The sequence below is a fragment of the Hymenobacter norwichensis DSM 15439 genome (assembly GCF_000420705.1).
Lineage (GTDB): Bacteria > Bacteroidota > Bacteroidia > Cytophagales > Hymenobacteraceae > Hymenobacter > Hymenobacter norwichensis.
The window spans coordinates 230,686-256,357 of sequence record NZ_ATVL01000007.1 but is presented as its reverse complement, the minus strand read 5'-3'; the positions used below and the strand labels follow the sequence as shown (position 1 = coordinate 256,357).

At 55.8% G+C, this 25,672-nt stretch carries 23 protein-coding genes; 12 read left to right on the top strand and 11 right to left on the bottom strand.

The window, feature by feature from the left end; translation table 11 throughout:
- Positions 1-41: 41 nt before the first annotated feature.
- Positions 42-2,234 (bottom strand): OmpA family protein, encoded by a 2,193-nt coding sequence (locus G536_RS0107230; protein WP_022822916.1) that lies wholly within the window; start codon positions 2,232-2,234, stop codon positions 42-44.
- Positions 2,235-2,716: 482 nt separating this feature from the next.
- On the opposite strand from G536_RS0107230, the gene yihA reads away from it, so the two are divergent.
- From yihA to G536_RS0107215, 3 genes are all read left to right on the top strand, one after another.
- Entirely contained in the window at positions 2,717-3,334 is a 618-nt protein-coding gene (gene yihA, locus G536_RS0107225) for a ribosome biogenesis GTP-binding protein YihA/YsxC (RefSeq protein WP_022822915.1), read from the top strand.
- Between the two features lie 77 nt (positions 3,335-3,411).
- Positions 3,412-3,870, top strand: coding sequence for an energy transducer TonB (locus tag G536_RS0107220; protein ID WP_022822914.1), 459 nt, complete (start codon positions 3,412-3,414; stop codon positions 3,868-3,870).
- A 31-nt stretch (positions 3,871-3,901) separates the two neighbouring features.
- Complete coding sequence (locus tag G536_RS0107215) at positions 3,902-4,477, top strand: DUF5606 family protein (protein WP_022822913.1); 576 nt, start codon at positions 3,902-3,904, stop codon at positions 4,475-4,477.
- Positions 4,478-4,559: 82 nt separating this feature from the next.
- On the opposite strand, the gene fbp is transcribed toward G536_RS0107215, so the two are convergent.
- Positions 4,560-5,576 carry a class 1 fructose-bisphosphatase gene (gene fbp, locus G536_RS0107210; RefSeq protein ID WP_022822912.1) on the bottom strand — a complete coding sequence of 339 codons (1,017 nt, stop codon included), beginning with the start codon at positions 5,574-5,576 and terminating at the stop codon, positions 4,560-4,562.
- A 166-nt stretch (positions 5,577-5,742) separates the two neighbouring features.
- On the opposite strand from fbp, the gene G536_RS0107205 reads away from it, so the two are divergent.
- The 5 genes from G536_RS0107205 to G536_RS0107185 all read left to right on the top strand — a co-directional run bounded on the left by G536_RS0107205 (position 5,743) and on the right by G536_RS0107185 (position 11,294).
- Positions 5,743-7,023 carry an aspartate kinase gene (locus tag G536_RS0107205; protein WP_022822911.1) on the top strand — a complete coding sequence of 427 codons (1,281 nt, stop codon included), beginning with the start codon at positions 5,743-5,745 and terminating at the stop codon, positions 7,021-7,023.
- Positions 7,024-7,194: 171 nt separating this feature from the next.
- Positions 7,195-7,830, top strand: coding sequence for a peroxiredoxin (locus G536_RS0107200; protein WP_022822910.1), 636 nt, complete (start codon positions 7,195-7,197; stop codon positions 7,828-7,830).
- Between the two features lie 140 nt (positions 7,831-7,970).
- Positions 7,971-9,224 (top strand): 3-deoxy-D-manno-octulosonic acid transferase, encoded by a 1,254-nt coding sequence (locus G536_RS0107195; RefSeq protein WP_022822909.1) that lies wholly within the window; start codon positions 7,971-7,973, stop codon positions 9,222-9,224.
- Between the two features lie 139 nt (positions 9,225-9,363).
- A complete protein-coding gene (gene rsgA, locus G536_RS0107190) occupies positions 9,364-10,290 on the top strand; it encodes a ribosome small subunit-dependent GTPase A (protein WP_022822908.1) in 927 nt (308 codons plus the stop codon).
- A 125-nt stretch (positions 10,291-10,415) separates the two neighbouring features.
- Positions 10,416-11,294, top strand: coding sequence for an NAD(P)-dependent oxidoreductase (locus G536_RS0107185; protein ID WP_022822907.1), 879 nt, complete (start codon positions 10,416-10,418; stop codon positions 11,292-11,294).
- 183 nt (positions 11,295-11,477) lie between these two features.
- Here G536_RS0107185 and G536_RS0107180 read toward each other — a convergent pair whose 3' ends face one another.
- Positions 11,478-12,122 carry a fasciclin domain-containing protein gene (locus G536_RS0107180; protein ID WP_022822906.1) on the bottom strand — a complete coding sequence of 215 codons (645 nt, stop codon included), beginning with the start codon at positions 12,120-12,122 and terminating at the stop codon, positions 11,478-11,480.
- A 198-nt stretch (positions 12,123-12,320) separates the two neighbouring features.
- On the opposite strand from G536_RS0107180, the gene G536_RS0107175 reads away from it, so the two are divergent.
- Complete coding sequence (locus G536_RS0107175; protein ID WP_022822905.1) at positions 12,321-12,779, top strand: peptidylprolyl isomerase; 459 nt, start codon at positions 12,321-12,323, stop codon at positions 12,777-12,779.
- Between the two features lie 85 nt (positions 12,780-12,864).
- Here the strand turns inward: G536_RS0107175 and G536_RS32480 are convergent, their stop codons facing one another.
- The 3 genes from G536_RS32480 to G536_RS0107160 form a co-directional block, all read right to left on the bottom strand.
- On the bottom strand, positions 12,865-13,074 hold the full coding sequence (locus tag G536_RS32480; RefSeq protein WP_022822904.1) for a helix-turn-helix transcriptional regulator: 210 nt from the start codon (positions 13,072-13,074) through the stop codon (positions 12,865-12,867).
- A 241-nt stretch (positions 13,075-13,315) separates the two neighbouring features.
- Positions 13,316-14,848, bottom strand: a complete 1,533-nt coding sequence (locus G536_RS0107165) for a sigma 54-interacting transcriptional regulator (RefSeq protein WP_022822903.1) — start codon at positions 14,846-14,848, stop codon at positions 13,316-13,318.
- 174 nt (positions 14,849-15,022) lie between these two features.
- The gene (locus tag G536_RS0107160) at positions 15,023-16,132 is read right to left on the bottom strand and encodes a vWA domain-containing protein (RefSeq protein WP_022822902.1); all 1,110 of its coding nucleotides are present in this window, start codon (positions 16,130-16,132) and stop codon (positions 15,023-15,025) included.
- 134 nt (positions 16,133-16,266) lie between these two features.
- Here G536_RS0107160 and G536_RS0107155 point away from each other — a divergent pair, with 134 nt between their 5' ends.
- The 3 genes from G536_RS0107155 (at position 16,267) to G536_RS0107145 (ending at position 18,203) form a co-directional block, all read left to right on the top strand.
- Positions 16,267-16,548 (top strand): DUF427 domain-containing protein, encoded by a 282-nt coding sequence (locus G536_RS0107155; protein WP_022822901.1) that lies wholly within the window; start codon positions 16,267-16,269, stop codon positions 16,546-16,548.
- 90 nt (positions 16,549-16,638) lie between these two features.
- Complete coding sequence (locus G536_RS0107150; RefSeq protein ID WP_022822900.1) at positions 16,639-17,262, top strand: hypothetical protein; 624 nt, start codon at positions 16,639-16,641, stop codon at positions 17,260-17,262.
- Positions 17,263-17,573: 311 nt separating this feature from the next.
- Complete coding sequence (locus G536_RS0107145; protein ID WP_022822899.1) at positions 17,574-18,203, top strand: hypothetical protein; 630 nt, start codon at positions 17,574-17,576, stop codon at positions 18,201-18,203.
- Between the two features lie 73 nt (positions 18,204-18,276).
- Here the strand turns inward: G536_RS0107145 and G536_RS0107140 are convergent, their stop codons facing one another.
- The 5 genes from G536_RS0107140 to G536_RS26720 form a co-directional block, all read right to left on the bottom strand.
- Positions 18,277-19,260 (bottom strand): acyl-ACP desaturase, encoded by a 984-nt coding sequence (locus tag G536_RS0107140; protein ID WP_022822898.1) that lies wholly within the window; start codon positions 19,258-19,260, stop codon positions 18,277-18,279.
- A gap of 112 nt (positions 19,261-19,372) precedes the next feature.
- A complete protein-coding gene (locus tag G536_RS32475; protein WP_022822897.1) occupies positions 19,373-21,034 on the bottom strand; it encodes a hypothetical protein in 1,662 nt (553 codons plus the stop codon).
- Positions 21,035-21,120: 86 nt separating this feature from the next.
- The gene (locus G536_RS0107130) at positions 21,121-21,930 is read right to left on the bottom strand and encodes a phytanoyl-CoA dioxygenase family protein (protein ID WP_022822896.1); all 810 of its coding nucleotides are present in this window, start codon (positions 21,928-21,930) and stop codon (positions 21,121-21,123) included.
- Between the two features lie 176 nt (positions 21,931-22,106).
- A complete protein-coding gene (locus tag G536_RS26725) occupies positions 22,107-23,030 on the bottom strand; it encodes a glycosyltransferase family 2 protein (RefSeq protein WP_022822895.1) in 924 nt (307 codons plus the stop codon).
- Between the two features lie 213 nt (positions 23,031-23,243).
- Positions 23,244-25,664: a glycoside hydrolase family 95 protein gene (locus G536_RS26720; RefSeq protein ID WP_022822894.1), complete on the bottom strand. Its 2,421-nt coding sequence runs from the start codon at positions 25,662-25,664 to the stop codon at positions 23,244-23,246.
- Between the last annotated feature and the right edge of the window lie 8 nt (positions 25,665-25,672).

Here is a 25,672-nt window from a genome sequence, read left to right as displayed (position 1 = left end):
GGACAAATGCCCGGCCCGCCGTTCCTATCAAACTCGACAGCTTAGTCGTTGTCGGTCTTCACTTTGACCTTCTGTCCGCTGGCGTCTTTAGCCTTCGAGTCGATGGTGCCGTCCTTGGTTACAGTCTTGCTTTTCTCGTCGTTAGCACCTTTGGTTTTCACCTTCACTTTGTCGCTGTCTTCATCCACCTTGGTTTTCACCTTGGTGCCATCGGCCAGCTTCACTTTGCTTTTGCCGGGTTGCAGCGGCGCAGCGGTCTGAGGGGCTGGTGCGGGAGCCGGAGCGCCTGGCGTCAGCACCGGAGCAGCTTCGCCTTCCTTCACAATGGGACGGAACTCCACGCGGCGGTTGAGCTGCATGTTTTCCGGCGAATCGTTGGCAGCTGCCGGACGACGCTCACCGTAGCTCACCGTTACCATGCGCGTTTCAGCAATACCGGCTTTCTTCAGGTAGTTATAAGCGGCGTTAGAGCGGTTCTGGCCGAGTACCATGTTGTACTCGTCGGTGTTGCGCGAGTCGCAATGGCCTTCGATTGAAATGTTCACGCCAGGGTTGGCTTTCAGAATACCGCTGATGTTATTCAGTTCGGTAATCGACTCCGGCCGCAGCTTGAACTTATCGGTATCGAAGTAGATATTCTTGAACGCCACCTGCGAAGTGGTATCTACATATGGCACGTAGAAGTTCTTTTCGACAACCGTCGAGTCGTTGGTAGAAACCGGAATGGCAAATTCCTCCGTGGTGATGTTCTTACCATCTTTCGACAGAGCCACCTGATACGAGCGGCCCGACAGCACGTTCACCTGATAGTCGCCGGTGATTGGCTTGGTAATGTCGCGGTAGCTCAGTGCTGTTTTGTCGGCTTGGGTACCACTAAACACCAACTCCACACCCGGAATGACAGTGCTATCCTTTTGGCTTAACACTTTACCACGAATAGTGGCATTCTTGATATAGTTGATGGTGTAAATATCCTTCTCACCATAGCCTCCAATGCGGTACGACGACAGATAAGCGTAGCTGCCATCAGGGCTTAAGCGGTAATAGGTATCATCATCAGGCGTGTTGATAGGGTAGCCCATGTTTTCAGGGCGGCCCCACTTCTTGCCGATTGAGTCGTACTCCGACTTGAAAATATCGTAACCGCCCATCGTGTTGTGGCCGCGCGACGAGAAGTACAACGTCTTACCATCACGGCTCAAATACGGGCTGTCGTCATCGTACTTGGTATTGATGGCGCTACCCATCGATTTGGCAGCACCCCAGTCGCCACCGGCCTGGCGTGTGGCGTAGTAGATATCCAGCGTGCCATCCTCCGAGTATTTACCCGTTGAGAAGTAAATGGTCAATCCATCTGGCGTGATGTACGCATCTGACTCAAAGGCTTTCGAGTTGATGTTTTGATTGAGTTTTTTGGGCTGAGTCCAGTCGCCCCCCGATTTCTCGGAGTAGAAAATATCGCCATTTTCATCTTGGCGATACATCAGCAGCTTGCTATCGTTGTCGAAAAGCTGGGTGGAAGCATCATGGCCTTTGCCGTTCAGCACGCCGCTCAACGAGCGAGGTTTGTCCCAGTTTTCGTCGTCGATGCGTTTGGTCTCGAAGATATCTTCGTAGTACTCACCATCAGTAGCAATGTTACCGCCCTTCTTGCCATCTGTATTGCCGGCGCCCGTTACGTTCTCACCACGCGAAGTGAAAAGTAGCATCTTGTCATCCGATGAAATAACCGGACTATGCTCAGCATACGGCGTGTTCACCGTAGGCCCCAGGTTTTTCACGAAAATATCCTTGGGGCTGTTGAACTGCACCTTAGCGTTTTTCGAGTGCTGAATCAGCTGCGCCAATTCGGCTTTCCGCGTGTCCTTTGCTTTCAGCGTGGTGTTATAGGCCTGAAAGTGGGAAATAGCTTCGTCGAAATTGTAGTTCAAGTGGTCAACCCGCCCCAACCAGTACTCCACATCCTTCGACACCTTCGGCTTCAGCTTCTGGGCCTTATAGATGTAGTCACTGGCTTTCTCCTTATCAAACGACATGTAAGAAATACCGGCCCGAAACAGTGCGAGCGGGTTATTCGGCTCCTTGGCCAACACTTGTTCGTAGAAAGGGATAGAGGCCCGGTAGTTCTCTTGTTCGAAGAACTTATTTGCAGTCTTGAGCTGCTTGCGCGTGCTCTGAGCCAGCGCGGGCTGGGCCACGGCAGCGGCAAGAGCGAAGGCGCAAGAGGCTTTCAATAACCTTCTGACTAAGTTGTCCATTGTTGGAGGGGGTTTGAAGAATAAGGAGTTGCGGAGGAATGGGGAAGATAAAACCGCGGCAGCAGCGTGTGCCAGTAGTGTTTCTTGTAGGTTGCCCCGTTATACTGAAAACCCGTTCCAGGGTTAAGTAAAAAAGTATTTTTTGGTGGTAAAATGCCCGAAAAAGAACTCTTTTTGTGCAATTGACCTTATCAGCTATTTGTGCGTGGTAAGGCAATCTGCGGGCAAAGATAGAAACTTTATAATACGGCCTTAGCCTCATCCAATTACTAGTGGATTACCCTTGAATTTCACTTTATGCGGACGCCGGGTTTGAATATATCATTTCGATATCTATCTGAAACTGCGCAAATATAGACGTGCTTCGCAAATCACAATGATTTTAGCTGAAAATTTATATTAATCAACGACGGCTACTGAACTGCTTACCTTTGTACGTAAACTAGTTTCCTTTTCCGATGCAAATCCGTGACGCTGAATTCCTGATGAGCAACACGCGCGTAGATCAGTGCCCCGCTCCTACGCTACCCGAGTATGCTTTTATTGGCCGTTCCAACGTAGGCAAGTCGTCGTTGATCAACATGCTAGTGGAGCGGCGCGGCCTAGCCAAAACGTCTTCACTGCCCGGTAAAACCCAATTAATCAACCACTTCATAATTAATAAGCAGTGGTACCTAGTGGATTTGCCAGGTTATGGCTATGCCAAAACCAGTAAAACCAATCGGGAAGCTTGGGGCCGCATGATCAATTACTACCTGCGTAAGCGCGAAAACCTGAGTTGCGTGTTTGTGCTGATTGATTCGCGCCACCCTGCCCAAGCCGTTGATCTGGAGTTTATGGAAATGCTAGGTACTGAAGGCATTCCGTTCGTCATGGTATTTACCAAGGCCGATAAACAGTCGCATAGCCGCACCAGCCAGCAGGTAAGCGCTTATATGAAGAAGATGAGCGAAAATTGGGAAGAAGTGCCGCAGCACTTCGTTACGTCGGCCGAGGAGAAAACCGGCCGCGACGAAGTGTTGAGCTTCATTGAGAATGTAAACCGGCAACTGGCCGAAACCCAACAGAATGCATAAATTGGCCTTGTAATTGCCTATAGGCCGCGCGAGGTATTCCTGCCTTGCGTTACTTTTTACCACCCAGTTTCAACTTCATGAAAAAACTTACTGTCGCGCTGGCTCTGGGCCTATGTGCGGGCGCAGCCCCCGCATTTGCGCAAACTACCAAGCCCGCCGCTCCTGCCCCCGAAACAGCCCCTGTTACCACTGCTCCGCAGCATCAGGCCGGTGGTGTAACCAAAGCCATTCCGGTAGCCGAGTACTATGAAGGCGGCCAAGATGCCATGTATGCTTTCATCGAGAAAGAGAAGAAATATCCGATTCTGGCCAAGCGCAACCGGATTCAGGGCACCTGTGTGGTGAGCTTCACCCTAACGACGAGTGGTACACTGGAAGGTGTAAAGTTGGTGAAACAAGTAGGTGGCGGCTGCGGTGAGGAAGCCCTGCGTGTAGTGAAGCTGCTGCAATTCAAAAAGCCCGACTACGCCATCCTGACCAGCCTGCCCATCGTATTTAAACTGCCCGCGCCCGGCCAAGCCGCCGCAACTGAGTAACTTTGCGTTTTTCAATAACTGTTCTGTACTTATGCCCTACGACCTCAAGGAAATTGCCGCCATCAGCGGAATGCCCGGTCTGTACCGCCTCGTGAAACCTACCCGCGCTGGCGTCATCATCGAAAGCCTGGATGCGCGGGCCACCCGCTCGGTAGCTTCGGCTCGCAATAAAGTGTCATTGCTCCAGGAAATTTCCATTTACACCCAGGACTACGACCAGACCGTTCCGCTTACGGAGGTATTCGACCGGGTGCACCAGAAATACGGCGCTGACCTCGCCGTAACCCACAAGTCGGACGACCGGGACCTAACGGCCTTCATGGGCGAGATTATCCCTGATTACGACCGGGACCGGGTGTACATGTCGGATATCAAGAAGTTGGTGCAGTGGTACCACGCCGTAAGCAGTACCCTGCCTTACCAGGCCCCCGCCACCGAAGATGAAGCCACCACCACTGAGGCAGATGCTCCAACCGCCGAAACCAACGAGGTGGCAGCCGATGAACCCGTAGCGAAGAAGGTGAAAGCAAAGAAAAAGGAAGCGGAAACCGACGAGGCAGAAGCCACCGAGAAGCCCGCTAAGAAAGCAGCCAAAAGCAAAGAGTAGCTTTTAATAAAGTCCTAGCAATAAAAAAGGCCCGCCGGATAATTTCCGGCGGGCCTTTTTTATTGCAATATGTAGTTGCTTTTTAGCTTTCTATTACCTCTTCCTGAGCCAGGAATTCTTCAGCCTTTTCTACCAATTCCTTCGAGCCAATGAATAATGGGCAACGAGCGTGCATGTCCTCGGGGCGCAGTTCCATGGTGCGGGTGCGGCCGTTGCTGGACTTGCCACCGGCTTGCTCAACAATAAAAGCCAGCGGGTTGCACTCATACATCAAGCGCAGCTTGCCGTTCGGCGACTTGCTGGTGGGCGGGTAAATGTAGATGCCACCTTTCAGCAGGTTACGGTGGAAATCGGCTACCAACGAACCAATGTAGCGGGCCGAGTAATTCGCCTCTTTGCAGTGGTTGATGAAGCCAGTCATGCCGGCCGAGAAAGAGGCCGAGCTGCCTTCGTTCACTGAGTACACAGCGCCCGTCTGGGGTGTTACAATCTGGGGGTGCGACAGGAAAAACTCGCCCAACGACGGCTCGTAGGTGAAGCCGTTCACGCCGTTGCCGGTGGTGTACACCATCATGGTGCTAGAGCCGTAGATAACGTAGCCGGCCGCCACCTGATTGGTGCCGGTTTGGAGGCAGTCAGCCATGGTACCTTCAGTGCCCGTCGGCGATACGCGGCGGTAGATACTGAAAATAGTACCGATGCTCACATTTACATCAATGTTTGAGGAGCCATCGAGCGGGTCGATAGCCACGATGTACTTGCCCTGCGTGTTACCGGTCTGGATAACTTCTTCGTCTTCCTCACTGATAATGGTGCAAACCTCTCCCCCATTGCGAAGCGCCCGGATAAAGCGGATGTTGGCAATAACATCGAGCTTCTGCTGGTCTTCGCCCTGTACGTTGCGGTTGCCGTAGGCCCCGGCAATATCAATTAGGCCGGAGCGGTTGATTTCGCGGTTCACGATTTTGGCGGCCAAAGCAATGTCGCGCAGTAGCTGCGACAATTCTCCGGTGGCATAGGGAAAGTCTTCCTGCTTGCGCATGATGAAACGGTCCAGGGTAGTGCCAACGGGCAGCGCCAGTTTGTCGTGTTGATTCATAAAGAATTGAAAAATGGAGTCGGTAGGTGCTCAAAATTAAACCCTTTTTCGGCGCTGAAAAAGCGAAATTTCGCTACGCTTAGGTTCGGCCTTTCCGCAAACCATTGTGTTGCGTATTGCCGTCTCAAAACTTTCAGGCCAAGCTTCATTTCCTACATTTGGGGCCATGCAAAATTCGCACTCCCTGAAAGCATATAAGTTCGGCGGCGCCTCCGTGAAAGATGCCGCCGCTATCCGCAACCTCGTTCGAGTGGTGCAAGAGCAAGGGGCTGGCAGTTCCTTGCTGATTGTGGTGTCGGCTATGGGCAAGACGACCAATGCGCTAGAGGAGATTTTTCAGTTAGCCTACGCCGGCCAAGACTATACCACTCACGTAACTCAGCTAACTGACTTTCACCGAGGTGTGGCGCGGGAGCTACTGCCCGAGCAAACTGGCAATGTACTTGGCCACACGCCCAACGAGCCCAGCCTCAATCAATTGCTAGAGCAACTCAGTGACCGGCTGGCAACGCTTACGTCCGGCGACTTCGACAAGCAGTACGACCAAGTGGTGAGCTTCGGGGAGTTGCTGGCAACGCGCATTGTGGCTAGCGCGCTAAAGGCGCAGTGGCTGGATTGCCGCCACCTTATCCGCACCGACCACGCTTGGCGCGAAGGCCGCGTCGATTGGCCGACCACAGAGCGTATCATTGCCACCACACTTCCACCACTGTTGACCCAAGGCCCTATTGTAACACAAGGCTTCATCGGCGGGACGGCTAGCGGGCTTACTACCACACTTGGCCGGGAGGGCTCCGACTATACTGCCGCCATTCTGGCCTACTGCCTACAGGCCGAGTCGGTGACGATTTGGAAGGACGTGGCGGGTTTGCTCAACGCTGACCCCAAGATTTTCCAGAACACGGTGCGTTACCCGGAAATCAGCTACCAGGAAACCATCGAAATGGCGTACTACGGGGCTTCGGTCATTCATCCCAAAACCATCAAGCCGCTGGCCGTACGCCAGATTCCGCTGTACGTGAAGTCATTTTTGGACCCCACGGCCGAGGGCACCAAGATTCATGACTGCCAGCACGGCTTGCTGGCACCGGCGTTTATCCGCAAAGTGAATCAGTGCCTGGTTTCGTTCGAGTCCCGGGACTTTGCCTTTATTTCCGAGGAAAACCTGGAGGTGATATTCGGGGCGCTGGCGCAGGCACGCCTGAAAATCAACCTGATGCAAAACTCAGCCATTAGCTTTTCTATCTGCGCCGATTTTTCAGAGCACCGCCTTGAAAAGCTACTGGAAGCGTTGCGCGACCAGTTTACCATTCACTACAACACCGGCCTGGAACTGTACACCATCAAAAACTACGATGCGGCCAGTATTCAGCAGCTCACCAGCAGCCGGGAACTACTACTCGAACAGCGCACCCGCCAGACGTTTCAGTTTGTGTGCCGGGGTTGATGAGTTACTATGCTGAATTCTGACTGTTGAGCTGACAGGTTGAAGGGCGGATGAGTGGCACTTCAACTTTGTTGTCATCCCTACGTTAGGGCAAGAAGGAAATCTGCGCATTTGAAAGCACCTGACGCAGCTACTCTTTCCCATCAACACACCCATAATCAGCACCCCAAAATGGCCGTCCTCGTAGGTAAGCGCGCTCCTTCTTTCAAAACCACTGCTATTGTCAACGGCGAATTCGAGGCCGACTTTTCGCTTGACCGCTACTTAGGCAAAAAGCACGTGCTGTTCTACTTTTACCCAGCCGATTTCGCGTTTGTCTGCCCTACCGAAATCCTGGCATTTCAGGAGCGTTTAGCCGAATTTGAAGCTAAAAATGTAGCTGTGGTAGCCTGCTCCACTGACACGCGCTACTCGCACATGGCGTGGCTACAAACCCCGCGCGAAAAAGGTGGTATCGAAGGCGTTACGTACCCATTGGTAGCCGATGCCAGCAAAACAATTGCCGCTAACTACGACGTGCTAGGCGGGCGCTATGACTACAACGAAGCCGGCGAAATGGTGTTTGTTGGGTCGCCGGTGGCCTACCGTGGCTTGTTTCTAATTGACAAAGATGGCATCGTACGGCACCAAGTAGTAAACGATGGGCACCTTGGCCGCAACGTAGACGAAGCCCTACGCATGATTGACGCCCTACAGCACTACGAGACGTCGGGCGAGGCTTGTCCTGTGAACTGGAAGCCCGGCCAGGAAGCTATAACCAACACCAAGGAAGGATTGGCCAAGTTTTTTGGTGCGCGCCACTCGTAGTGCGTAACGGGGTTACGTGTGGGGGCAGCAGCCAACTACCGGTAGTTAGCTGTACTTTTGCCCTTCTTTTCAGCTGCCGAGGTCAGGCTTTGCTTGGCATTGGCAGCTGAAAATCTGCCACCTGCAACCCGAATCCGCATTTGCTTTTCCTATATACTTTAGCGCTACGCCTATATGCGCTGCTTCTGCAACTAGCAGCCCCCTTTGTGCCCAAAGCGGCGCAATGGATACAGGGCCGCCGCAATTTGTTGCCGCACATTCAGCAGACTCTACGCAATGAAACAGCCCCGTTGGCTTGGTTTCACTGTGCTTCTTTGGGCGAGTTTGAACAGGGGCGGCCGCTGATAGAGGCTTACAGCCAACAGCATCCCAACCACAAAATTGTGCTGACGTTCTTCTCGCCCTCGGGCTACGAGGTGCGTAAAAACTGGCCGGGCGCCGCCCATGTGTTCTATCTGCCGCTTGATACGGCCGCCAACGCGCTCACTTTCCTGGAAGCGGTGCGCCCTCGGCTGGCCGTGTTTGTGAAGTATGAGTTCTGGCACTACTTTTTGGTTGAGCTAAAACGGCGTCAGGTGCCAACCATTTGTGTTTCGGCCATCTTCCGGCCCGAACAGGTGTTTTTCCAACCCTGGGGCGGGTTTTACCGCCGGATGCTGCGCAACTTCACGCACATCTTCACGCAGAATCAAGCATCGGTAGAGTTGCTGCGCACGGCCAGCGTACCCAACGCCAGCGTGGCCGGCGACACCCGCTTCGATACGGTGGTGCGCACGGCAGCAGCACCGCCCCGGCCATTGCCGCTTGTTGATGCTTTCGTACAAGACCGGACTCCCGTGTTTATCATTGGCAGCAGTTGGCCCGAGGACTTACCCGCGCTAACGCCCCTGCTCGAGCAGTACCAAAACCAGCTTCGGTTCATTGTAGCGCCCCACGAAATCAGTGAAACTAACCTGAAGCTGGTGGAAGCGGCGCTACCGGGCCGCGTATTACGCTACTCCCAGGCTCAGCCCGACACTATTGGCAGCACACGGGTACTGCTCATGGACAATGTGGGGTTACTGAGTCAGCTATACCGGTTCGGGCAATATGCTTACATCGGCGGCGCGTTTGGCAAGGGCTTGCACAACACACTGGAAGCGGCAGCTTTCGGACTGCCTCTGTTTTTTGGGCCGACTTACCATAAGTTTCAGGAGGCGCAAGATTTGGTGGCTCTTGGTTGTGCCTTTCCGGTGGCTTCGGCCGCAGAGTTGCACCAAGCCTTCACGCCCTTGTTTCATAATGAAGCTGCCCGGCTGCGCTTGCAGGACATTAGCCTCGATTATGTATTCCAAAGCAGCGGCGCTACCAGCAAAATTATGCAGTGGCTTGATGGTGAGGTGGTGAACTTGTGAGATGGTGAGATGATGTTCTAATTGCGTCATTTGCACGGACTGCGCTGCCAAAATATCAACTCACTATCTCACAAGTTCACCACCTCACCATCAGCCCACTTCACAAACTCACCACTTCACTATCTCACCATTTCACTGAATGACCGGAACAATCGTTAAATCTACGGGCTCGTGGTACGTGGTGCGCGAGGTGGGCACGGGGCAATTGCATCGGTGCCGGCTGCGGGGCAAGTTCAAGATGAAAGGCCTGAAGGTGAGCAATCCGTTGGCCGTAGGCGACCAGGTGGAATTCACGGTGGAAGAGCAAACTGAGGGCGCCGGCGTGATTCACCACATCGAGCCGCGCCGTAATTACATCATCCGCCGTTCGGTGCACAAAACCGAGCACGCCCACATCGTAGCCGCCAACCTCGACTTGGCCATGCTGGTCGTGACGCTGGCCTCCCCGGCTACCTCGTTCGGGTTTATCGACCGGTTTCTGGTGACGGCCGAGGCGTATAGCATTCCGGTAACCCTGATTTTCAACAAAACCGACCTCTACGACGACGACCTAAACGACTATCAAGGTCAGATTCAGGCCATGTATGAGCGAATTGGCTACCCTGGCCTGCGCTGCTCGGCCCACACCGGCGAAGGTGTGGCCGCTATTGATGCCCTACTCGATGGACGTACCACGCTACTGTCGGGGCATTCGGGAGTGGGCAAAAGCACTCTTATTAATACTCTGGTGCCCGACCTCGACATCAAAACGGCTGAAATCAGCGAGTTTTCCGATAAAGGCGTGCACACCACCACGTTTGCTGAAATGCTGGAAGTACGGCCCGGCACCTTCATCATCGATACGCCCGGTATCAAGGAACTGGGCCTCGTGGACATGAAGCCGGGCGAGCTGGCCCACTTTTTCCCGGAAATGCGCGCCCTGCTCAACCAGTGCCGCTACCACAACTGCCAGCACACTCACGAACCCGGTTGCGCTGTGCGCGAAGCCGTAGACCAGGGCCAAATTGCCCTGCCCCGCTACGACAGCTACGTGAGCATGCTCGAAGGCAGCGACAACCGGCGCTGAGGCGAGGTGGCGAACTGGTGAAATTGTGAGTTTGATGTTCTCATGGTGCCAACTGCACGTATTGCGCAGTGACGCCATTAGAACGTCAAACTCACCACTTCACTATCTCACCAGTTCACCTTCTTATGAACATTGCATTTCTTGGCTTGGGCAATATGGGTGTGGCTATGGCTACCAACCTGTTAAAAGCCGGCCACCCGCTTACCGTTTATAACCGCACGGCCAGCAAAGCCGACCCGCTCAAGGAGCTAGGCGCCACCGTAGCCGCCACTCCAGCCGAAGCCGTTAAAGACGCCGCCATTGTTTTCTCGATGGTTACTGACGACGCGGCTTTAGAGGAATTATGTACTGGCCCCAGCGGCCTGCTGTCGGCTTTGCCTCAAGGGGCCGTGCACGCCTCGTGCAGCACCGTAGCGCCCGACACCAACCGCCGCCTAGCCGGGGCCCACAAGCGCCAGGGCGCCCATCTGGTGGCTACTCCCGTGTTCGGCAAGCCCGATGCTGCCGCGGCGGCCAAGTTGTGGCTGATTATGGCCGGCGACGATGAAGCCAAGCAGAAGCTTCGGCCGGTGCTCGAAGTGTTGGGCCAGGGCACCGCCCAGGATTTCGGTACCGACCCCGGCGCCGCCAACACCATGAAGCTGTGTGGCAATTTCATGCTGGGCGCCGCCATTGAAGCTATGGCCGAAGCCTTCACGCTGGCCCAGAAAAGTGGCCTCAACCGGCAGCAGGTCTACGAGTTCTTCACTAGCACGCTCTTCAACCTGCCCATCTATAAAGGCTACGGCAAGCTGGTAGCCGAGCGCCACTACCAGCCTATTGGCGCGGCCCCAGCCATCATCCGTAAAGACTTGCGTTTGGTGCTGGATGAGTCTCGCACCCATACCGTGCCTATGCCCTTTGCCAACATCATCTTCGATAACCTGTCTACCACCGTGGCGAAAAAGGAGGATGTAGACTGGGCTGGCTTTGCAGAACGCGTGGCAGAGAATGCCGGGCTGTAGGGTGCGGGGCTTGCCCCCGCCCGCCGTTGCCCGATGTCGTTGCCTCGCCTGCCGTTGCCCGATATCGTTGTACTGGCACAGGCGGCGGGCGGGGACAAGCCCCGCACCCAACGCGCATCAATCACACAAAGAGGGCCCGGCTGCAACAGCCGGGCCCTCTTTGTTCTTTATTAAATCCGTTGGCTACTCGGCTTTCGGCAGCACTACACCGTCGATTACGTGGGTTACGCCGTTGCTGGAAATAACGTCCGGGATTTGCACGGTAGCGGGAGCATCGGTGCCGTTGCTCACCATCACTTTGCCGTCTTTCACGGTTACTTTCAGTTTCTGACCGTTCACAGTGGTCAGTTCCTGACCATCTTTCAGGTCCTGGGCTAATAAGCGGCCAGCAATAACGTGGTAGGTGAGCACACCTTTCAGTTTGTCCTTGCTTTCCGGCTTCAGCAAGCCAGCCAGCGCACCCTTGGGCAGCTTATCGAAGGCGGCATTGGTGGGCGCGAATACGGTGAATGGGCCGGTACCGCTCAGAGTGCCGTCGAGGCCGGCGGCTTGCACGGCCTTCACCAGCGTAGTTACGCTGCTGGCTTGCACAGCGTTCTGCACGATGGTTTTATCGGGTGTCATAGCCACGCCATCCACCATCACACCATCGGGCTTAGCCATACGCGCCGAATCCGTCATCATAGCCGCCGAGTCAACGGTGGTTTCGGTAGGAACCTCCGAAGTAGAGGTTTCGGCCGTTTTGTTGTCGCCGCAGCTGCTGAGGGCCAGGGCAAATACACTGGCCGAAAGCAAACTCAGCGACGCAGTACGGAAGGTCTTTTTCATACACTTAAAAAGAGAAAGAATTGGTTGGGAGGTGAGATGAAGCGCACGGTATAGCGTGCGCCGCGGCTGCTATGTTACGAAACTCGACAGCAACCCGGATGTTTCGGGCCTCGCAAATTGGCTACCTTTGTGCCCCGCCGGCACCCAATAGGGTGTGCCTGCGTATATCGTTTTCATTCCATCTATCCTCTCTCAACCATGAAAACTGCCGAAATCCACACCAACCGCGGTGTAATGAAAGTGGAGTTCTACGAGCAAGACGCTCCGAACACCGTGAAAAACTTCACCGACCTCGCCAAAAAAGGCTTCTACGACGGCCTCAAGTTTCACCGCGTCATCCCGAACTTCGTGATTCAGGGTGGTTGCCCCAACTCGCGCGACGGCGCCAAAGGACAGCCCGGCACCGGCGGCCCCGGCTACAAAATCGACTGTGAGCTAACCGGCGAGCATCAGTACCACGAGCGGGGCGCCCTGAGCATGGCCCACGCCGGCCGCAACACCGGTGGCAGCCAGTTCTTCATCGTGCACGACCGCCAGAACACTGCCCACCTCGACCGCAACCACACAGTGTTCGGCAAAGTGGTAGAAGGCATCGACATCGTGGACGAAATCAAGCCGAACGACGAGATTCAGAAGATTGTCGTTTCGGAAAACTAAGCGCCGAAAGCACCTTCTGGGTTGCTATCAAGCCCCCTGTTTCCACGCGAAGCAGGGGGCTTTTTTGTTGGGCGGGCCAGAGACGCTACTTCAGCCCAGCCGGCCGGGCCGGCAGCAGCGCCAATGGGTTTAGGCGTAGCAGTATCTTGCTTGTAAGGCTGCGGCGCCCGGCTTCGATATCGGCCACGTAGGGCCGGCTGATGCGTAAGTAGTCGGCCAGCTCCTGCTGGTCCAGGCCGTAATACTTACGCACTTGCGCTAACAGAGTAGTGGAGGGAATGGACCGGCGGGGCATAACGAGGTGGCTTTTTGCAGCATATTTTTCAAAAATTAAAAAATATGCTGCAAAATCCGTTGGGTGCGGGGCTTGCCCCCGCCCGTCGTTGCCCGATGTCGTTGCCCGATGTCGGTGCGCCGGTACGGACGATACCGGTACATCGGCGTGGGCGACGGGCGGGGGCAAGCCCCGCTCCCTACACAAAACCCCACGTACCGGCTGGCACGCGGGGTTTTGTGTTATGCTCGAACTGGAAATTCTACCGACGGCGGCCGCGCTGGGGCTTCTCGTCTTCGTCGTCCTCGTCGTCTTCATCCTCGCCGAAGCTGGGCATGGTGAACATGCTGCTCAGCAAATCTTTGAACTGGGCGCCGGCGGTGAGGCGGTTGCGCGAAATCAGGCTATACTCGGCGAGGCCGTGCAACAGGAATTCCATCAGGAAGTAAGTGGCTTCCTGGTCTTCGTTGGGATGCAGTTCCTTCACGATGTCGCGCAGGCCGGGCACTTTGTCGAGGGCCGCGTGATAGTCGTTGTCGGAAGCATCGTGCAACACGTCTACGGTGTTGCCGCTGCCAAACCATTCCTGCACCGTTTTGTAAGGGCTAGGGCGGCCTTTCAGCTTCTTGGCTTTGTCGGGGTCGGGGAAGTAGTTCAGGAACAGCGTACGGATGGCTTTACCCATCAGCTTCTCGGCCACAATGCCGGCTCCCTCCTGCTCGCCTTCATACACCAGCTCCACTTTACCCGTCACGGCGGGAACCGCCGAAATAAAGTCGCCGACGCGCACGTAGGTTTTCTTCTCGCCGTTGATGAGCGCGCGCCGTTCGGCCCCGGCTACCACCTGCTCGAAAGCCGAAATGGTGAGGCGGGCTGATACGCCGCTTTTAGCGTCCACAAACTCAGAGGCGCGGGCTTCTACGGCCACTTGCTCCACTAGGTCGTGAATGATTTCGTTGGTGGTCACCAAGCCGCGCTGCTCATCCTTGATGCGGGCTTCCTGCTTGGTGATGTTCTTCCCGATTTCAATGGATTTCGGGTAGTGGGTGATGATCTGGGCGTCAATCCGGTCTTTGAGCGGCGTTACAATCGAGCCCCGGTTGGTATAATCCTCGGGGTTGGCCGTGAAGACGAACTGCAAATCCAGGGGCAGACGCACCTTGAAGCCGCGAATCTGGATGTCGCCTTCCTGCAGGATATTAAACAACGACACCTGAATGCGGGGCTGCAAGTCAGGCAACTCGTTGATAACAAAAATGCCCCGGTGCGCCCGCGGAATCAGGCCAAAGTGAATCACTCGCTCGTCGGAATACGGCAGCTTGAGGGTAGCAGCTTTGATGGGGTCGGCATCACCAATCAAGTCGGCTACCGATACATCGGGGGTGGCCAGCTTCTCGGTGTATCGGTCGTCGCGGTGCATCCAGGCAACGGGTGTGTTGTCGCCGTGCTCGGCAATGAGGTTTTTGGCGTACACCGACAGCGGCTGCAAGGGGTCGTCGTTCAGCTCGGCGCCTTCCACCACCGGAATGTACTCATCGAGCAAGCCTACCAGCAGGCGGGCAATGCGGGTTTTGGCCTGCCCACGCAAGCCGAGTAGGTTGATGTGGTGCCCAGCCAGAATAGCGCGCTGCAGATCGGGAATTACGGTTTCGTTGTAGCCATAGATGCCCGGAAATACTTCTTCTTTGCTTTGGAGCTTGGCAATCAGGTTGTCGCGCAGCTCTTGTTTAACGGAACGCGGCTGATACCCGCTGGCGCGAAGCTGACCCAGCGTACGAATTGCTTCTTGTTTCATCAGGAATTAGAGGAGGGAGAGTGTGGCCCCAGGCTAGTTAACTATGTAGGGGCGGTAGAGGTTCAGGTCGGCCAGTAAGGCCGATTGAAGTGAGAACTAGTACAGGTAGAGTATCCGAGCAGCGCGCCACACAAAACATAAGTAAGGCATGACGTGCTGCTGAACTGCACTTTGTTACAACGACTTGCGGCGGTTGCGCTTGTAGTCCTCGAAAATCATGTGGCCGAGGCCTTTCAACGAAGAATAATAGGCCTTACCCTGGTTCACTTCCGTGAATTCATTCACGAACTGCTTCAGATACGGATCGGAGGCAATCATGAACGTGGTGATGGGCACTTTGAGGCGGCGGGCAGCAGCAGCCAGGTTCAGCGTCTTGTTTACCACCTTACGGTCGAGCCCAAAGCTGTTTTTGTAGTAGCCCCCGGCGGGTTCCTTCAAGCAGGTTGGCTTGCCATCGGTAATCATGAAAATCTGCTTGTTGGGCGTTTTGCGCTTACGCAGCAAATCCAAGGCTAACTCCAAGCCAGCCACCGTGTTGGTGTGGTAAGGTCCTACTTGCAGGTAGGGCAAATCCTTCACCTCAATCTGCCAAGCATCATTACCGAACACCAGCACGTCGAGCGTATCCTTTGGGTACTTTTGCTTCACCAACTCAGCCAGCGCCATAGCCACTTTCTTGGCCGGCGTAATGCGGTCCTCGCCGTACAGAATCATGGAGTGCGAGATGTCAATCATGAGCACCGTGCTGGTCTGGCTTTTGTGCTCGTTTTCGCGCACTTCCAGGTCGCCCTCGGTCAGCATGAACTCGCCGGTACCCAGGCCGTGGTTGAGCTGGGCGTTGCGGATGGATTCGGTCATGGAAATCTGGTCGAGCGAGTCACCAAACCGGAATTCGCGCATATCGGTGCTCTGCTCGTCGCCTTGGCCGGTGTGCGGCGTGCGGTGGTTACCCTGTCCCGATTTTTTCAGCTTGCCGAAAATTTCTTCGAGTGAGCTTTTACGAATTTGCTGCTCACTTTTGGCCGTGATATTGAACGCGCCTTTCTCTTGCGGATCCTCATCGATATAGCCTTTTTTCTTGAGGTCTTCAATAAAGTTGCCCATCCCGTAATCATCATCGGTGAGGCCATACTGCTTGTCTAGCTCGTTGAGCCACGACAAGGTTTCGCCCACATCACCCGATGTGATGGTAATGAGTTGCATGAATATCTTGAGCAGCGAGTCGAAGCCTTTCTCAGACGACTCCTCGGGCACGAAATCTTGGAAACGGAAGCCTGCGGACATAGGAAGGAAATTGAGTTATCAGAACAACAAGCAGGCAGAGTTGGTTTACGGTTGCTGCTTTTTGGTTTCCCAGCGTGGCGCGCTGCCCTTACTTTCACGAAGTCCCCAAGACCTTAACCTTCCAATTCCTAGTTATGAAAGCCATCTGGAACAACACTGTAGTAGCGGAAAGCAACGATACAGTGGTGGTAGAAAACAACCACTACTTCCCCGCCGACGCCATCAAGAAAGAGTTTTTCGAGGACAGTATTGCGCATACCACGTGCCCCTGGAAAGGCCGGGCCAGCTATTACTCGCTGCGCGTGAATGGTGAGTTGAACAAAGATGCCGCCTGGTATTACCCCGAGCCCAAAGACGCCGCCCAGCAGATCCAGGGGCGCGTGGCTTTCTGGAAAGGCGTGCAGGTGGTAGACTAGGCTTATCAACTTTGTTGTAACCCGGCGCCGAACAGAACGGTAAATACAGGATGCTGCTCCGCATAGTAGGGAGCAGCATCCTGTATTTCTATGAAAAAGCCTTTCCTCCTTCTTCTTGGCATTTCACTGCTAGCCGCCTGTGATGCGCCCCGGGCCACTACCGAAGCGTCGGACCCCAGTGCCTTGCGCAGCACCGCCGCCCCAATTGCCGCTGCTACGCCCGTCAGCTTTCGGAAAGAGCTCAACGAAGGCGACCACCGGTTTGTGCTGCAAACCACCGGCGAAGGCACCCAGCGCCAGTTGGAAATGCGCGTGGAAAAAGCGGGCAAAGAACTGGCCACCAGCACCCAAGCTATAGAAGGCACCGTGTCGGATGCCGTGACTACCAACCTCAACGACGACAAGTTTCCGGAACTGCTGGTGTTCGTAACCGACGCAGGTAGTGGCTCTTACGGACAACTAATAGGTTATGAATTTCTGAACCAAGGCCGCCGCACTCTCACCCTTCCCGAGTTGAGCGGCCCCGCGGCCCAGGGCTACCAGGGACACGACACGTTCAAGGTGGAAGGCCAGCAAGTGGTGCGCTCTTTTCCTATCTACCTCGACGCCGACCCGAATTGCTGCCCTAGCGGCGGCCAACGCATCGTGCACTACAAACTACCCGTTGGTAGCAGCGCATTCCAGCAGGCAGACTATAAAAGTCAGGCCCGCTAATGGTGCAGTGAAATGATTTAACATAGAAAGCGAAGCTCGACAAATAAGGTATTTGCGAGTCGGAAAAGCAATTTTCCAGCCTGCAAAGGCTGCTTGCTACCAGGAATTTATGTATCTTAAATTTGTATTGCATATAGAACACAATACCTTGCAGGGGTATTCCGTTGCGCCGCATTCGGCGATATGGAGTTAACGTTGGCCGAAGCATTGGTTTCGCAGCGTTGGTTTTACGGCCTTCGTACTGGTTCTGATTTTCAGTTAGGTACTCTATCCAGCTTTCCACACTACACTCTCCCCAAAATCATATTCATATGAAAGTACAAGCTTTAGTGTTACTTGGCAGCACCTTCGTGGTTGCCACTGCCTGCGACTCTTCGCGGGGTGTTGTTGAAGATACCTCGACTGCCGCTTCCACGGTGGAAAATACGCTGGCTACTGAGCCTGTAAGTTTCACCAAGGAACTGACGCAGGGTAACGCCCGCTTTGAAATCAAAACCACTGGCTCGGAGGCAATGCGGCAACTCACCATCCGCTCGTACCGGGGCGCGGCCCTTACCGCCGACCCCGTCCGCCTCGACATCACCGGAGCCGTGCGCGACGCCGTAACAGCCGACCTGAACGGCAATGGCAAGCCAGAAGTGTACATTTTCACGGATGCGGCTTCCGCCAACGGTGGCTTCTATGGCTACGAGTTTGCTGAACGTGGCTATACGCCCATCAACGGCCCCGGCTCTATTTCGGGCACGGCCGGCGTAGGCTACGGCGGCAAAGACACCTACACGCTGGCCAATAACATGTTGAGCCGCACTTTCCCTGTAAGCAGCGGCACCGCTTCGGCCACGGCCACCGAGCCCGCTGCCGCTGGTTCGCGCACCATTACCTATACCCTCGACCCAACCGGTAAGTGGGTGATGGGCCAAGTAATGGAAGGCCAGCCGTAAGCAGCAGTACATATTTCAAATAAAAAGCCCCGTAGCTGCTACTACGGGGCTTTTTTAATATGAATTAAAAGGGCTATTCAATCCACTTGAACTTGTATTCCAGTTTAGGCACCGGCATTCGGTCGGCTACACGGCGCAGGCGGTTGGGTAGCTTCATAATGTAGTCACGGGCTTTTTCAGCGCTACCGTTGAGGCCGGTTATCTGGTCGATTTTCCAGGTGGTGATAAGACCCTCTAGGATGTCGGTATAGTCTTGGCTAGTGTATACGCCTAAGCGCTGAGCGGCATCAGTGAAGTGGCCGAAAGTTTTGCCCATTTCCACTCCTAGCTCGCGCATGTAGTGAGCCGGCATCACAATCTTTTTGCGCATCATGTCCTCGAAAGCCAGCATCATTTCCGATGGGTCTACCTCGAAAATCTTCTCCACAAACGTCTGGTACACCCGTGCATGGCGCGATTCGTCGCCGGCAATCATGCCGCAGAGCTTGGACAACGACGCATCACCGGCTTTGCGGGCCAGCGTACCTACGCGGCGGTGCGAGAGGTTGGTGGCCGCTTCCTGGTAACTGGTATACACAAAAGCCCGGTACGGGTCGTGGGCCGTGCCCAGATCGAAACCATCAGCAATGAGGTGCTGAGTGCTGGCCTCGAATTCACGCATGTTTACGCGGCCCGACAGGTAGAGGTAGCGGTTGAGCAAGTCGCCATGGCGGTTCTCCTCGGCCGTCCAGCCCCGAATCCACTGCGCCCAGCCGTTGTCCCGGTCACGGTTCAGGTGGTCTAGCTCATGAAACCATGCCTCGTAGTTGGGCAGCGCCTCTTCGGTAATGGTGTCGCCAATCAGCACAGCCAACAAGTCATAGCTTAACTCACCGGCCCGTTCACGCAACAGCTTCACCTCATCGAAAAAATTATCCTGCCGCGAATCGGGCAAGAAGTCGGAAGGCTGCCAACTGTCCTCAACACTTTTAAGAAAAGTACCCAGGTTGGCGCGCAAGAACGGTTCGATATGTTCCAAGACCTCGCTGCGAGAAATGGATGTGGAGGTGGATATCATGGCAGTGTGAAGAAAGATTGCGGGAGAAGGGAGAGGCAAAGGTATCTAATCAGAAGCCCCAAATACACGGATTAAATTCAATCTATGCCCTATAAAATTTTGTCTTTCCTGGTTACTTCCTCGTTTCCAGAACTGGTTGATAGTACCAAATGGTATCGGCGGGCTGAGTGGCTGCCCGGAATTTGGGAGCCGGTGCAAACCGCATTTGGCTGCCAGCCGGGAGCAAGTGTAATTGCTGATTGAGGATAGCCGCTACCCTTGGCGTAAGCAGCCACTGCACCGCAGAACCTTGTTGTGCCAGTTGCCGCATGCCCGCCCCAAAGTTGCGGGTACCCGTTAGCTGCTGCCGCCAAGAAACCTGCGAGGGGTCGGCGGTAGTCCAGCCCGTTAGCATCAGCATTTTGGCAGGCACTACATCGGGGTTACGAAACGGGCTTGCCGATTTGTAAGTAGCAGGTAGCACGTCGGTTACAAGCAAGACCGCAGGAGGCAAAGCCGCTGTAAGTTGTTGCCGAAGTTGCTGATTGTGCTGGCGCTCAACTTGCAAAATGCTTCGGCGGTGCAAGGTTTTGTAGGCGTAGGGCACAGCAACTATTGCCAGCACCACCAAGATGGTAGCCAAGCGCCGGTCGGGGGCTTGGCCACCGACACGTAGCACGTACAATAAGTTGCCAAGCACCCAGAAATCGAACACTGGCAGCCCGATGCGGGGCGGCAATTTCAGGACCACGCCTAGCGCTAGCACCAAACCCATATACCCAAGCTGCACCAACCAAAACCAGCGCCGTCCCGGCGCGTCGCTAGCCCCCCCCACCCACCCCCACAGCACTAGTTGCAGCAGCAGTAGCGGAAAATAGTCGCGCAGCACTAGGTTCAGCAGTACTTGCAGCTTGAGGGGGGCGGTGTGGCGCAGAAAGTATGCGGGCTCAAGGCGAGTGGCCCGCCGGAAAAAGTTTTCGTTGAGCAGTGTAGAGTCAGCCATCATCCAGGCACGTACCGCGCGTATTCCCAAGCTGTCGGTGGCAGTGCGGGGCACAGCGCGCAGCAATTGATAGTCGTTGAGGTTGGCTTTAGGCACATCGACGGTACGCAGGGCAGCGGCCTGCGGACTGCGCACCACATTCAATACGCCAGCCCCAACAGCTGCCCACAGCACGGCCGCCGCCAGCACTGGCGCAGCGCGGCGGCCACTCAGCCAGCACGCCCCCGGCACAACCAACAGCAGCCCCAGCACAGCTATACTGGGCCGAATCAGCCAACTTATCCCAAACGCCACTACACCTACCACCAACGCCGCACGGCTCTGGGGACGTTGCGCGGCGAATAGCACGCCCGCCCCGGCCAAAAGCACCGGCACCCGCACGTAGTTGAACCACAAGCCGTGTTCCAGCCAGGCCGTCAGGAAAAACAGCACTAGCAGAGCTGTAATCCAACTCGCTGGCACCCTGCCGGCTAGTAGCCGGTCTAGTACACTAAACACTAGAACGGTAGCCACATATAGCAGCCCGTACAGCACCAGCCCATACCAGGGCAGCGCCGGCCAGGTGTGGTACAAAGCTGCCAGCATGTTGCTGAACCCATGAAAATACAAGTGCAAATTGCTGACCGGAGCTGCCGCCGTAGTGCCACGCAGCATCAGGATAATAGCCGGGTCGTCGTTGGTTTCAAAGTAGCAACCCAAGCCCCAGCCAGCCGCCAGCAGCAGCAGTGCAGGCAGCAGCACCCGCCGAAAAAGAGTGAAGAAGTGAATGGGTGAAGAAGGAAGTACGTGCATGGCTGCCGGTAGCTGCTAGAGATAAACCGGAATCTGCGTGCCGGACGCGAGTAAGTCAACCAGAGGTGAGATGAGCCGCAAGAATGCTACGCTGGCCAGAACCGCATTTCCAGTGAAATACGCGTAGCATCCGGGTTCAGATTGACGGCGCCGCCGTGTAACAAATACGGCGAGAATAATAGCACTTCCTTGTCGGCAGGATTGGGGCGAATCAACTGCAATACCTCGGCGGCACCTTTCACGCCGGGCACGTTGTAGGCGGCCCCGTTGTAGCATGCCCCCCGCAAAGTTCGTTCGGTCTGGTTTTCGGGCCACCAATGGCTGCCTGGAATAAGGGTCAGCGAGGAATTAGGGGTGCTGCCGGCCACGGGCACGTAGATATTGATGCAGTTGGCGTAGTTGGGCAACCACACGTCGCGGTGCAGCGGGTTGTTGTCGGAGCGGCCGGGGCGCACGATGCGCAGGTGAAAAACCCGAGCGCTGTCGTAGGGGTTTAGCGACTGTACGGGCCGGCCGCAGAGTGCCCCTACCCGCGCTTCCAGCAAGGCCACTGGCACTGGCAATTGGTCTTGGGTGTACTGCTTAGTGATGTTGATTACCGCCAGATGCTGGTCGGTATCGTCGCCGATTAGCTCATGGTAGCAACTCACCGGGAAGTCGTCGGCAACGGGCTGGCCGACTTCGCGCAGGGCTTCCCGTACTAACTCCGCCAAACCAGCTTGCAACAGTTGCTGCTCGGCGACGGGCAGAAAATCGGCCACAGTGTACCCAGCCGCCGCCCAGGCAGCATCCGCCGTCAGGTCGATATCGGAGGCCAGCAGTACTCGGTTGTCGGGCGGGCTGCTTTCTCCTTCTACCTGGTAGTTGACGGATTGGTGGTTGATAATGGCCTTCATTTCTGCGTTACTATGGTACTCCAGTGCCCGAAAGATACTTCAATCCAACATGAATGCCGGTTTTCGGCGCCGACCCCGTAATGATAATGTGGCCATTGCGCATCAGCCGCGCCGAATTTTATGTCCAACCAAACTACTGCCAGCACCTGCCGCATACTGCTGCCGAACCGTTGTGGCTAGCCTCTGAGCTTTAAATACAGGCCAATACTCCGGTCCAGCCAACTTGCGTGCCCAATGCCGTGCAGCAAAGCGTAGAACTGTTGGGCGGCGCTTAGGTTGCCCCAGCGGGCAGCCTGGCGCAGCTCCCAGCGAAGGCGCACGGCCAGGGCGTCCCACTCGGCGGGCGTACGGCATAGCGCCGCGGCTTTGCGGCAAATGTGCACGGTGGAGGTTACCAGCGGGTCGTGGGGGCGGTAGCTCTGGGCGGATTTGGAACGAGGGTGTAGGCGCTTCTTCGTCAGCACTTCATCCTGATAATGAAACTGCCAGCTGCGCGAGGCCCGTACCCAAAAGTCGAAGTCTTCGTAGGCCAGCGTTTCATCATAGCCGCCTAGGGCTTCCAGCGTCGCGCGGCGCATCATCATGGAAGGGGCGCTGATGAAGAAACGGCGCAGCACTTGCTCAAACACCCAGCCCGACGCCGGCGTGGGTTGCAGCTCATTCACCGCCGTACGAGTATAGAAAAGCCGCTGGAACTGACCGGCCTCATCAATAAGCTTTACATTGGAATACACCATGCCGTAATCAGCGGGCAATTGCTCAAACACCGCTACCTGCCGTACCACGCGCTCCGGCAGCAGCACATCATCGGTGGCAAAGTCGATGATGTACTGGCCGTGGGTATGCGCCAGCGCCAGGTTGAAAGCGGCGCAATTGCCCACGTTCTGCTTTATAAGCAGTATCTGCCATTCGGGGTGCGCGGCGGCGTACTCGCGCAGTACAACCACGCTTTCGTCGGTGCTGGCATCATCAACCAGTATCACCTCCAGGTTGGGGTAGGTTTGGGCTTGGATAGAATCCAAGGCCGGGCGCAGGAACCGGGCGTGGTTGTGGCACAGCGCCACAATGGTAACAAGCGGCAAAACGGCGGCGGCGGACATGCAGTAATTAGCTTCGTGTGGGCGTGATTATTCTCATTGGAAGCCGTTTGAAAAAAAGCCCTGGTCGGTTTTGAAATTGAAGTGAAGCTGGCCTCTACCTCAGTTTCTGTACCTTATTTTCAGAAAAATCAAACATAAGGTACAAAAGCCAAGCGCGGTGCTCGTTCTGCTACCTTCCCCTTTTTAGCAACGCCTTTGTTATCCGGAAGCATGTTATAAAACTGGACCGAGCTTTTTGGTTTGGCCGGGTTTCAGGGCCAGCTCTACCACCTTGCTGCCGTAACGCACCTTGGCCGTTGTGCCCGACACGCTACGAATAGTAGCGGCAACCAGTTTGCCGCTCTGCCAGGTGATGTCCACCTCAAAGCCGCCCCGCGCCCGTAACCCCGTAACACTGCCCGCAGGCCAAGCGTCGGGCAGGGCGGGTAGCAGATGCAGGGTGCCGTCTTGGCTTTGCAGCAGCATTTCCCCGATGCCGGCAATGCCCCCGAAGTTGCCATCAATCTGGAACGGTGGGTGGGCGCAGAATAAGTTGGGGTAGGTGCCGCCACCTTTGTTGTACGGGGTGTTTTCGAGGCCGGTGAGGTGCAGCAGGTTGCGGAGCAGCTTGTAGGCGTGGTTGCCGTCGTGGAGGCGGGCCCAGAAGTTGATTTTCCAGGCGATGCTCCAGCCGGTGCCTTCGTCGCCGCGGAGCTCCAGGGTACGGCGGGCCGCAGCGGCCAAGTCGGGCGTGGTGAGCGGCGAAATCTGCCGGCCGGGGTGCAGCCCAAACAGGTGCGACACGTGCCGGTGCTGGGGCTCAGCGTCTTCCCAATCCTTATACCACTCCTGCAAGTTGCCTTTGCGCCCCACCTGAAAAGGAAACAGCTGGGCCTGCTTTCTCACCAACAGCTTTCGAAAATCGGCATCTACTCCCAGCGTAGTGGAAGCTTCAATGACGTTGGTGAACAGGTCCCGGATGATGGACATATCCATCGTGGAAGCCACCGAAATACTACCCTTCTCGCCTTTTTCAGTGATGAACACGTTTTCCGGCGACGACGACGGCGCCGTTACCAGCCGCCCGTTCTGGTCGGGTATCAGGTAGTCCAGGCAAAATAGGGCCGCCTCTTTCATCAGCGGGTACGCTGTGTTGCGCAGGTAGTTGGTGTCGGTGGTGAAGCGGTAATGCTCGTAGAGGTGCTGGCTTAGCCAGGGGCTGCCCATGTTCCAGTTGGCCCAAGTAGGCGCGCCTTTGCCCAGGTCCCCCACCGGGTTGGACGTGGCCCAGATATCGGAGTTGTGGTGTACGGCCCAGCCTTTGGCATTGTAGTAGTTGTTGGCGGTTTCGCGGCCGGTTACAGCGGTGTTCTTAATCAGCTCGATAAATGGTTCGTGCAACTCCGAGAGGTTGGCAGCCTCGGCCGGCCAGTAGTTCATCTGGGCGTTGATGTTGGTGGTGTAGTTGCTACTCCACGGTGGCCGCACGCTGTTGTTCCAGATGCCTTGCAGGTTGGCCGGCAGCCCCCCAGGCCGCGAACTGGAAATCAGCAGGTAGCGCCCAAACTGATAGTACAGCGCCTCCAGCGCCGGATCAGGGCCGCCATCAGCGTACAGCTTCAGCCGCTCCAGCGTGGATAGTTTGGGCTCGGGGCTTTCAGTCAGGCTCAGCTTCACTCGGTTGAAATACTGCTGATAATCCTGCACGTGGCTTCGGCGCAGAGTAGCAAAGCTTTTGGCCACAGCCTGCCGTAAGTAGCTGGCCGCTAATTGGTGTTCGTCTTTGCCATTCTGGTCGGGGCACTGGTTGTAGCCGTTGAAGCTGGTGGCCGCCGACACATACAGCACGGCCTCGGTAGCATTGCGCACGTGCAGCCCCGCGGCATCGGTACTGATGGTGCCATCCATGCTGCTGGCTTTCAAACGCAGCTCGAAGCGCATACCTCGGCAAGAGCCAGCTGCCTCGTATATCACCGGCTGGGCGTTGTAGCGCACATAGTTGGGGTCGGCGTGCGAAGGCGCTTTTCCCCGCATCACCAGTTCCGAGGCGCCATCGGCCGCAGTGGTGAATTGCAACTGGCTCTTGGCCACCACATCAAACGTGAGGTTGCCCTTCTTGCTGCTTTTCAGGTGCACGACAATCACTTGGTCGGGAGCCGAAACAAACACTTCGCGGCTGTACTTAGTGCTGCCCACAGTGAACTGCGTGCGGGTGGTAGCCTCGGAAATGTTCAGGTCGCGGTGGTAGTTGGCGGGGGTGCCGGTTAGGGCTTGCTTGATGGCCAAGTCGCCGAGCGGCATGTAGGCCTCGGTGTACAAGCCCTGAAACTTGTGGCACAGTTCCTCAGCCTTTTTGTAGTCTTCCTGCAACAGCGCCTGCTGAATCTGGGGCAGGTAGCTGGCGGCCGTGGGGTTGGGGTTGAGATTGGCGGGCCCACCCGACCAGAGGCTGCTTTCATTGAGTTGGAGCAGTTCCTCATTGACCCGCCCGAACACCATAGCACCCAGCCGGCCGTTGCCTACCGGCAGCGCCTCGGTCCAGGTGGCAGCGGGTTCCTTGTACCATAGCGTCAAGTTCTGTTGCGCCTGACTTACCGATGACAACAAGCTCATAATTAATCCACCAGCCAGCCACAGAATTTTAACTCGACGCATGAGGACAA

Excerpts from the sequence above, each read along its gene's own strand:
- yihA (WP_022822915.1), top strand. The coding sequence starts at position 2,717 with ATGCAAATCCGTGACGCTGAATTCCTGATGAGCAACACGCGCGTAGAT.
- G536_RS0107220 (WP_022822914.1), top strand. The coding sequence starts at position 3,412 with ATGAAAAAACTTACTGTCGCGCTGGCTCTGGGCCTATGTGCGGGCGCA.
- G536_RS0107215 (WP_022822913.1), top strand. The coding sequence starts at position 3,902 with ATGCCCTACGACCTCAAGGAAATTGCCGCCATCAGCGGAATGCCCGGT.
- fbp (WP_022822912.1), bottom strand. The coding sequence starts at position 5,576 with ATGAATCAACACGACAAACTGGCGCTGCCCGTTGGCACTACCCTGGAC.
- G536_RS0107205 (WP_022822911.1), top strand. The coding sequence starts at position 5,743 with ATGCAAAATTCGCACTCCCTGAAAGCATATAAGTTCGGCGGCGCCTCC.
- G536_RS0107200 (WP_022822910.1), top strand. The coding sequence starts at position 7,195 with ATGGCCGTCCTCGTAGGTAAGCGCGCTCCTTCTTTCAAAACCACTGCT.
- rsgA (WP_022822908.1), top strand. The coding sequence starts at position 9,364 with ATGACCGGAACAATCGTTAAATCTACGGGCTCGTGGTACGTGGTGCGC.
- G536_RS0107185 (WP_022822907.1), top strand. The coding sequence starts at position 10,416 with ATGAACATTGCATTTCTTGGCTTGGGCAATATGGGTGTGGCTATGGCT.
- G536_RS0107180 (WP_022822906.1), bottom strand. The coding sequence starts at position 12,122 with ATGAAAAAGACCTTCCGTACTGCGTCGCTGAGTTTGCTTTCGGCCAGT.
- G536_RS0107175 (WP_022822905.1), top strand. The coding sequence starts at position 12,321 with ATGAAAACTGCCGAAATCCACACCAACCGCGGTGTAATGAAAGTGGAG.
- G536_RS32480 (WP_022822904.1), bottom strand. The coding sequence starts at position 13,074 with ATGCCCCGCCGGTCCATTCCCTCCACTACTCTGTTAGCGCAAGTGCGT.
- G536_RS0107165 (WP_022822903.1), bottom strand. The coding sequence starts at position 14,848 with ATGAAACAAGAAGCAATTCGTACGCTGGGTCAGCTTCGCGCCAGCGGG.
- G536_RS0107160 (WP_022822902.1), bottom strand. The coding sequence starts at position 16,132 with ATGTCCGCAGGCTTCCGTTTCCAAGATTTCGTGCCCGAGGAGTCGTCT.
- G536_RS0107155 (WP_022822901.1), top strand. The coding sequence starts at position 16,267 with ATGAAAGCCATCTGGAACAACACTGTAGTAGCGGAAAGCAACGATACA.
- G536_RS0107150 (WP_022822900.1), top strand. The coding sequence starts at position 16,639 with ATGAAAAAGCCTTTCCTCCTTCTTCTTGGCATTTCACTGCTAGCCGCC.
- G536_RS0107145 (WP_022822899.1), top strand. The coding sequence starts at position 17,574 with ATGAAAGTACAAGCTTTAGTGTTACTTGGCAGCACCTTCGTGGTTGCC.
- G536_RS0107140 (WP_022822898.1), bottom strand. The coding sequence starts at position 19,260 with ATGATATCCACCTCCACATCCATTTCTCGCAGCGAGGTCTTGGAACAT.
- G536_RS32475 (WP_022822897.1), bottom strand. The coding sequence starts at position 21,034 with ATGCACGTACTTCCTTCTTCACCCATTCACTTCTTCACTCTTTTTCGG.
- G536_RS0107130 (WP_022822896.1), bottom strand. The coding sequence starts at position 21,930 with ATGAAGGCCATTATCAACCACCAATCCGTCAACTACCAGGTAGAAGGA.
- G536_RS26725 (WP_022822895.1), bottom strand. The coding sequence starts at position 23,030 with ATGTCCGCCGCCGCCGTTTTGCCGCTTGTTACCATTGTGGCGCTGTGC.
- G536_RS26720 (WP_022822894.1), bottom strand. The coding sequence starts at position 25,664 with ATGCGTCGAGTTAAAATTCTGTGGCTGGCTGGTGGATTAATTATGAGC.